The organism is Zoogloea sp. LCSB751 (assembly GCF_002028455.1).
Classification (GTDB): Bacteria; Pseudomonadota; Gammaproteobacteria; order Burkholderiales; family Rhodocyclaceae; genus Zoogloea.
Genome location: NZ_MWUM01000340.1, coordinates 1 through 258 on the forward strand (window position 1 = coordinate 1; position 258 = coordinate 258).

Genomic DNA, 258 nt, shown 5'->3' on the forward strand with positions numbered 1-258 from the left:
CCGAACCCCCGATAGCCATAAGGAGTCTTACCCACCGTGTAGGTGATGGCCGCGACGATGGCCGCGCCCCCCAGCAGGATGAACGTCAGGATCTGCTGCCAGGCCTCCCCGAAGGCGCAGACCAGCAGGGAGAGCCCGCTCACCACGGCCGCCAGCGCGGTCAATCCCATGGCCACGCACATCTGGTGCCTGGTGATGAGGCCGGAGACCACGGCGCGCTGGGGCCCGATCCGCTCCCCGTTGTCGGCACCGGAGACC

At 69.0% G+C, this 258-nt stretch carries 1 protein-coding gene; it reads right to left on the minus strand.

Going from position 1 to position 258, the window contains the following annotated elements; translation table 11 throughout:
* A partial coding sequence (locus B4920_RS26870; RefSeq protein ID WP_254051076.1) for a hypothetical protein occupies positions 1 to 258 on the minus strand: 258 nt, incomplete at both ends.